Genomic DNA, 6,916 nt, shown 5'->3' with positions numbered 1-6,916 from the left:
AATAGGATTCTAATAAGGTCTGATAGGATTTCTGTTACACTTAAAATTGGGAATAATTACTATTATCATACAGCATTGGTTCCAATTACCAAAGATGTTTGGCATCATTATGGAGTAACATACGATGGTGAATGTGTAAAGATTTATTTAGATGGAGTAGTTGTATATACTGGCGTGCAGACAGGTAATTTGGACAATGATGGTATGCCAACAAGAATAGGAGCAGGAGCAATAGGGCTGTATTGGGATTGGTATCTGTTTGAAGGTAAGATAGACGAAGTTGGATTGTATAGTAGAGCGTTAACAGCCGAAGAAATACAAGTTCGTGTTGGGTTAGTTTCAACCGTGACAAAGTTATGTGACGGCGAGCATACGCTTTCGTATTATTCAGCTGACAATGTAGAAAATAAAGAACCGATAAAGACAAAAACGATAGTGCTGGACAATACATCGCCTGAGATAACGATAAGTACTGCTATAGCCGATAGAAAATACATAGCAACAATTGATAAGATTAAGATTGATATTGAGATTAAGGATTTAAGTCCTGTAAATACAACAGCATATTTAACACTTGTAGAAAGTCCGAAGTCCGAAGTCCAAGGTCAAAAAGTATATGTGAAAGCTGGTGATAAAATAGAACCGCTGGATTTACCATATTACGGTTTCTACACGCTGACGGTGGAAGCGAGTGATTGTCTGGGACATTATTCATCTTCAACAACCGCGAAGTTTGAGGTAATCTGGGATACGAAACCACCGAGGACAACCCTAACGGTTGGCAATCCGAAATACAACAATTACATAACCAGCGCCACGCCGATAACCTTGAGTGCCGCTGATGATTTGATAGAAGTTGGTGACGAGAAAGGATTAGGAGTGAAAGAAATAAGATACTCAATAGATGGTTTGCCGTCTACCGTTTACCGTATACCATTTACCATTCCTTCTGAAAGTTCTCACACAATTACATATTACAGCGTTGATGTTATTGGCAACACAGAACAGGCGAAGTCACTTGAAGTTATTGTGGATACTACTGCACCGACGACGCAACTGCAGATAGGAGTTCCGAGATATGAGATAGGAGATAAAATATTTGTAAGTAGTGAGACAGCGATAATGCTTACAGCGATAGACGGTGGAATAATTCCCTGTGGAGTGAAGTATACCGAATACAAAATAGATGATGGTGGTTTTACCATCTACCTCTCTACCTTTTACCTTTCTACCTTACCTGAAGGAGAACACACAATGACTTATCGCAGTTACGATAACTTACTGAATTGCGAGCAAGAAAAATCATTAAAAGTGGTAATAGATAACTCTTCACCCGAGACATTTGAATCTGTGAGTGAGCCAAAATACGATGAATACATAACATCGGATTCGCAATTTTTACTTGTTGCGATTGACTCAGGAACAATTCCATCAGGTGTAAAAGAAACAAGATATTCAATTAGCAATTCCACGAATGTAAATCCTGAATATACTAAATACACATCAACATATAGTATCACAGGTGCGGATGGTATTTACACAGTAGCATATTATTCAATAGACAATGTAGAAAACACAGAAGCGGTGAGAGATAACACGGTAAAACTGGACAATACAAAGCCGGGAAGTCAACTAATGGTAGATGGTAGGAGTGAGACGGTAGATGGAAAGACATACATCACACCTGAAACAAAGATAATTATCACAGCAGAAGACCCTGTAATTAATGGAGTAGCCTCTGGCTTGAAAGAAATTTATTATTCAACTGATACATTACACTTTACACAATACACAATACACTTTATTCTTCCCGAAGGCATTCATACTGTAAAATACTACGCTGTTGATAATCTCAACAACACCGAACTCATCAACTCAAAAACTTTTTATGTTGACGGCACACCACCAGTTACAGATATTGTTATCGGTGAGCCGAAGTTTTCAGCATTCAACGAAATGTATATCTCGCCGAATACTCCGCTCACATTGACAGCGTCGGACCCGGTTTCAAATGATGTCGCATCCGGCGTAAATAAAACAGAGTACTCAATTGACGATTCATCTTTCACCGTCTACCTGTCTACCTTCTACCTTTCTACCGAGGGTGTTCATACGATCTACTATCGGTCAATAGATAATGTAGAAAATACAGAAGCAATAAAATCCTACACAGTGTTTGTTACGATAATTCCTGATTATGCGTTAATTGGTATAGATGAAGCAAAGATAAATGGTAAGGCACAGGTAACAGGTGATATAAGAAGCAATGGTGAAGTTGATATAAACGGTCAGGCAAAAGTTATTGGCGATGTCTATGGTGAGACAGTGAAATTAAATGGAAAAGCAGAAGTTACTGGAAATGCAATAGAGAATGCAGTCAAAATTAGTTCTGTTCCGATTGACTTATTATCAATAACTACTTATGTTATTCAAAACAATGACAACGCTAAAATACCACATACACAGAAAGGTAAAAGCCCAATTGATGAAGAGTTGAAATTCAAGATTGCTGACAAAGATACTATAACACTTTCGTCAGGAACATATTATTTTACAGAGATGGATGTTTCAGGTGAAGCGACAGTTAATATTTCTGGGGCTGTAAACATACTCTGCACAGGCAAGGTAAAAATTTCTGGTAAAAGCGGATTTAATTCAAGTGGAAACATTTCTGATTTAATAATATTTGTTGATAAAGAACAGAAAGAAGATGATAACGATAAAGGTAAAGAAAAGGATAAAAATAAAGATGATGATGATAAAATAGAAGCGGGCGAGATAAAAGTAGATGGAGAAAGCCAACTTACAGCAATTGTTTATGCACCGTATTCTGAAATAAAAGTGGATGGCAAAGGCAATGCTGTTGGCAGTTACTTTGGGCTTGAATCTGATGTAAATGGCGAAGCAACCGTTTCAATTAATAAACCCACAACACTACTTGCTTCTGCTCCAATCTCTCAAGATATCAATCGTGCAATTTCTGATTTTGTAAAAGGCGAAATATACTCATTTCCGAATCCTGCGAAAGGTGGAAAATATCCGACGATACACATAGAAGTCGGTGTTGCCGACAAAGTTGAAATACGAATTTACAACATTGCAGGTGAGTTAATACATTCAACAGAGATCACAGAGCCGCCACAGGACAGAAACAATGATGGAAGATATGCATATGAATACCCTTGGGACATCTCTGATATCGCAAGTGGTGTGTATATTTATCTTGTGAGAGCGAAAAAGAGCGGGTATCCCGACATAAAGGCACAAGGGAAATGTGCAGTTATAAAGTGAGGTTTTTATGAAAAAAATTTTTATTTTTATTTTTGCCTTAACCTTTGTACCTCTCTACCTCTCTACCTTTCTACCTGCATCATCAAACACTGGTGCCTCGTTTTTAAACATTGGCACATCAGCCCGTGCAACATCATTAGGTGGTGCTTATGTAGCAGTAGCGAACGATGCCGGAGCAATCAATTACAACCCTGCAGGAATTTCACAATTGCGAAATAGTGAAATAATAGGACAGCACACGGAGTGGATTGCTGATATCAAGCACGACTTTCTGGCGGGAGCATTTCCGTTGAAAAAAAATGCGATAGGGTTTAGTGCGATACTGCTCTCACAAGGGAAAATAGAGGGCAGAGACGAAGACAGGAACAAAACAAATAGTTTTTCTGCCTACGATACCGCCTTAACATTTTCATACAGTAAGCAGATAAGCAGGACAGCAGGTAAGCAGTTAAGTTTAGGCACTAATCTCAAACTCATCCAGCAAAGAATAGAAGCTGAAAAAGCAACCGGTTTTGCATTTGATGTCGGCTTACTTACCCGCTTATCCGCTTACCCGCTATCTGCTGGTATTTCATTCCAGAATCTCGGCCCGAAGATGACTTTTATCTCGGAAGGATATAATTTACCGTTGACAGCAACAATTGGTGCATCCTACAACATCAAGAATGCATTAACACTGGCACTTGATATGAAGCAAAAAATATACGATAATAAAACAGAAATCTCATTCGGCACAGAGTATGTCCCAATAAGTCCGTTAGCATTACGACTTGGTTATTTGAAACCGCTAACCGCCAACCGCTCACCGCTAACCGACTTTACTGGATTGGGTGGCGGGTTAGGTTTACGAATTCTCAATTTTTCAACCGACTATGCCTTCGTGCCATATGGAGATTTAGGGAATACACATAGAATATCATTCAGCATAAAATGGTAAATTATTTCACGGGGTGGTTAGGCACGGGTTCAAGTACCGAGTAAAGATTGAAAAAACTCGGGGCATTAGAACAAAGGACTCAAAGTCCTGCCTGATTCAGTTCAACTGTCGGTGTAGGCAACTGACACAAAAAGGTTGTTACTGGAGTGCCAAATCTCTTTGTGCTGACCACCTCGTTTATTTTATGTACCTGGTTTTTACTAATGAAAAAAAATGCTACGCTTCTTTTTATTGACTTAATAGGTTCATCAAATATAGCAAATATTTTATCACTTGAACAGTATGATAGATTCTTAACATCTTTTCATAATGTTTGTATAAGTACAATCAAGAACTATTTTCGGAGATTCTATACAAAAACAGAACAGCAAGAGTTAGAATTTTCAGTAAAAGGCGATGAGTGTAGCCTATTTTTGTATACCAGAGAAAAAGCGAGAGATTTAAAAATTGCAATTGAAATTGCTTTACAAATAAAACGAAGATGGTTAACCGAAAAGATAAATAGAGATAGAGTGAAACAAGATAAATCTCCATTTGATGTTGGCATAGGAATTCATTATGGACAGGTGATACTTAACCCCAGATTTTGTATTAGAGGTAAAAAAATATCTGCTGAAGGGTTTAATATTAGCGTTGCAAAACGAGCAGAGTCTGTTTCACGACAAGGTAAATATACAAAAATTATGGTGACACGAGAAGCATACTTTCAGATGTCAGAATTGAAAATACCGGTATCTTTTACTGACGAAATGAATATAGGATTGAAAGATGTTGGATTAACAATAAATGTATATGAAATTAGAAGTTACGGATTAAAACGGAGAAAAGCATTTGCACCTGGTATTACAAAAGATATTGGAACTCTTGAAAAATTGTACAAAGTAGCACCGTTTGACCTATGGCTTGGATTAAGATTAGTAGAAAACTATTTGAAAAGGCAGGACGAAAAACGTGCAGAATCTGTTTTGAAACGGATGTTAATAATAGATCCTAAATATGCCGAAGCACACTTTTACTTAGGATTTATCTATGATGGGCAAAATAATTCTGTTGCAGTAGATGAATACAACAAGGTATTAGAGATTGTTCCAGATGACATAGATACTTTATATAATCTTGGGTTGTTTTATAAAAGAATGAAGAGATTACAAGAAGCACTCAAAGCTTTACAACAATTTTTAATGTACGCTCCAGCAACAGATAGAGACTATGAACGGGTAAAGAATATAGTATCAGAGATAAAGAGAAAAAAACCAATGGATAATTTATCTAAACTAATGCAGCGAGCAAGAGAAGAGGGGAAACCCATATCTTTAATTCCACAAAAAAGACATTATGCTTAAACTTGGCACTTCTGGTTTTTCATATCCCGACTGGCGAGGAAATGTTTACCCGCAGAAACTCCATCCAAAAAATATTCTGAAATACTACGAGCAACAACTCGGTTTTGTCTGCATCAGAATAAATTCAATCCTATCCGCCATAAAAATTTCTTGCCTTTTGACCTGAAAAAAGTATAATAAAACTTAATAAGAAAATCTAAAAATAAAATGAAAGATATCCTTCTCACTGGAAAGCCGGGAGTCGGAAAGACAACGATAATCAAAAAAATTGTAGCCCGACTTGATTCTGTTGGTGGATTTGATTTCAGGAAGCAGTAATTTCTGCTCTCAACAGTCAAAAGCAAGTCATTGGCACAATAAAAGAAAAACCCAATACTTTCACTGATAAAATCAAAAAAAGACAAAATGTTAAAGTTATCTCTGTAACAGTTGAGAACAGGAACTCAATTCCAGATAAGATTCTAGCAGATATAAAAGGGGAATAGATGTTAGAAAAAATTAAATGGCTTGGTCATGCAAGTTTTCGTATTGAGGGTGAAAAAACAATTTATATTGACCCGTGGAGACTAAAAAAGGACTTGCCAAAAGCAGATATTGTTTTAATAACCCATAACCACTATGACCATTGCTCACCAGAAGATGTTCAGAAAATCAGCAAGGGGGGGAAAGAAACAGTTATAGTTGCAAACAAAACTTCTGCTTTGAGTTTTTCAGATATGGAAGTTAAGACAGTCAAGCCGGGCGATAAAATTACTGTGCATAATGTTGATATAAAGGTAACTCCAGCGTATAATATCAACAAGCCATTTCATCCGAAGTCATCTGATGGTTTAGGATTTATAGTCACTGTTTCTGGTCAGCAAATTTATCACAGTGGTGATACAGACATAATTCCTGAAATGAAGAATATAAAATGCGATATTGTACTTCTGGCAGTTTCTGGCACATATGTGATGACAGCATCGGAGGCGGCAAAGGCTGCAGAAATGCTCAAACCAAAAATTGCTGTCCCAATGCATTATGGAGAAATAGTTGGTGGTAATGAAGATGCTCAAAAATTTATTAACCTGTGTAAAAAATTATCCATAGAAGCAAATGTTAAGAATAAAGAACAATGAAGAGAAAAAATCCTATGAGAACAACCTTGCTTAAAATTTTAGTTATTATTGTTTGTGGCATTATTGCTTTTTATAAACTATATTTTTCAGACAGAGTTACAGTTAGAAAAATAATAAATGACGGGAAAATTGCAGTAGAGACCGAAAATGTGTTCGCCTGTATATCATATGTATCAGAAGATTATTCTGATGATTACGGAAATAAAAAGGAAGGACTTGAAAAAGCA

At 36.8% G+C, this 6,916-nt stretch carries 8 protein-coding genes; all 8 read left to right on the top strand.

Going from position 1 to position 6,916, the window contains the following annotated elements:
• On the top strand, nt 1-3,291 hold a 3,291-nt coding region (locus AB1349_12165; protein ID MEW6558085.1), incomplete at its 5' end, for a LamG-like jellyroll fold domain-containing protein.
• A gap of 7 nt (nt 3,292-3,298) precedes the next feature.
• A complete protein-coding gene (locus AB1349_12160; GenBank protein MEW6558084.1) occupies nt 3,299-4,228 on the top strand; it encodes a PorV/PorQ family protein in 930 nt (309 codons plus the stop codon).
• Nucleotides 4,229-4,431: 203 nt separating this feature from the next.
• Complete coding sequence (locus AB1349_12155; protein MEW6558083.1) at nt 4,432-5,571, top strand: tetratricopeptide repeat protein; 1,140 nt, start codon at nt 4,432-4,434, stop codon at nt 5,569-5,571.
• Nucleotides 5,564-5,737 (top strand): hypothetical protein, encoded by a 174-nt coding sequence (locus AB1349_12150; GenBank protein ID MEW6558082.1) that lies wholly within the window; start codon nt 5,564-5,566, stop codon nt 5,735-5,737. The genes AB1349_12155 and AB1349_12150 overlap by 8 nt, the downstream gene beginning before the upstream one ends.
• 41 nt (nt 5,738-5,778) lie before the next feature.
• Nucleotides 5,779-5,889, top strand: a complete 111-nt coding sequence (locus AB1349_12145) for a nucleoside-triphosphatase (protein ID MEW6558081.1) — start codon at nt 5,779-5,781, stop codon at nt 5,887-5,889.
• On the top strand, nt 5,889-6,056 hold the full coding sequence (locus AB1349_12140; GenBank protein MEW6558080.1) for a nucleoside-triphosphatase: 168 nt from the start codon (nt 5,889-5,891) through the stop codon (nt 6,054-6,056). Before AB1349_12145 ends, AB1349_12140 begins: the two co-directional genes overlap by 1 nt.
• Nucleotides 6,057-6,689: an MBL fold metallo-hydrolase gene (locus tag AB1349_12135; protein MEW6558079.1), complete on the top strand. Its 633-nt coding sequence runs from the start codon at nt 6,057-6,059 to the stop codon at nt 6,687-6,689.
• A gap of 14 nt (nt 6,690-6,703) precedes the next feature.
• Nucleotides 6,704-6,916 (top strand): hypothetical protein (locus AB1349_12130; protein ID MEW6558078.1); only part of this gene is annotated, 213 nt, incomplete at its 3' end.

This window comes from Elusimicrobiota bacterium, from assembly GCA_040757695.1.
Lineage (GTDB): Bacteria > Elusimicrobiota > UBA8919 > UBA8919 > UBA8919 > JBFLWK01.
The sequence above is the reverse complement of the archived record's forward strand: the minus strand, read 5'-3'. Positions and strand labels throughout refer to the sequence as shown.

Excerpts from the sequence above, each read along its gene's own strand:
- AB1349_12155 (MEW6558083.1), top strand. The coding sequence starts at position 4,432 with ATGAAAAAAAATGCTACGCTTCTTTTTATTGACTTAATAGGTTCATCA.
- AB1349_12150 (MEW6558082.1), top strand. The coding sequence starts at position 5,564 with ATGCTTAAACTTGGCACTTCTGGTTTTTCATATCCCGACTGGCGAGGA.
- AB1349_12160 (MEW6558084.1), top strand. The coding sequence starts at position 3,299 with ATGAAAAAAATTTTTATTTTTATTTTTGCCTTAACCTTTGTACCTCTC.
- AB1349_12145 (MEW6558081.1), top strand. The coding sequence starts at position 5,779 with ATGAAAGATATCCTTCTCACTGGAAAGCCGGGAGTCGGAAAGACAACG.
- AB1349_12135 (MEW6558079.1), top strand. The coding sequence starts at position 6,057 with ATGTTAGAAAAAATTAAATGGCTTGGTCATGCAAGTTTTCGTATTGAG.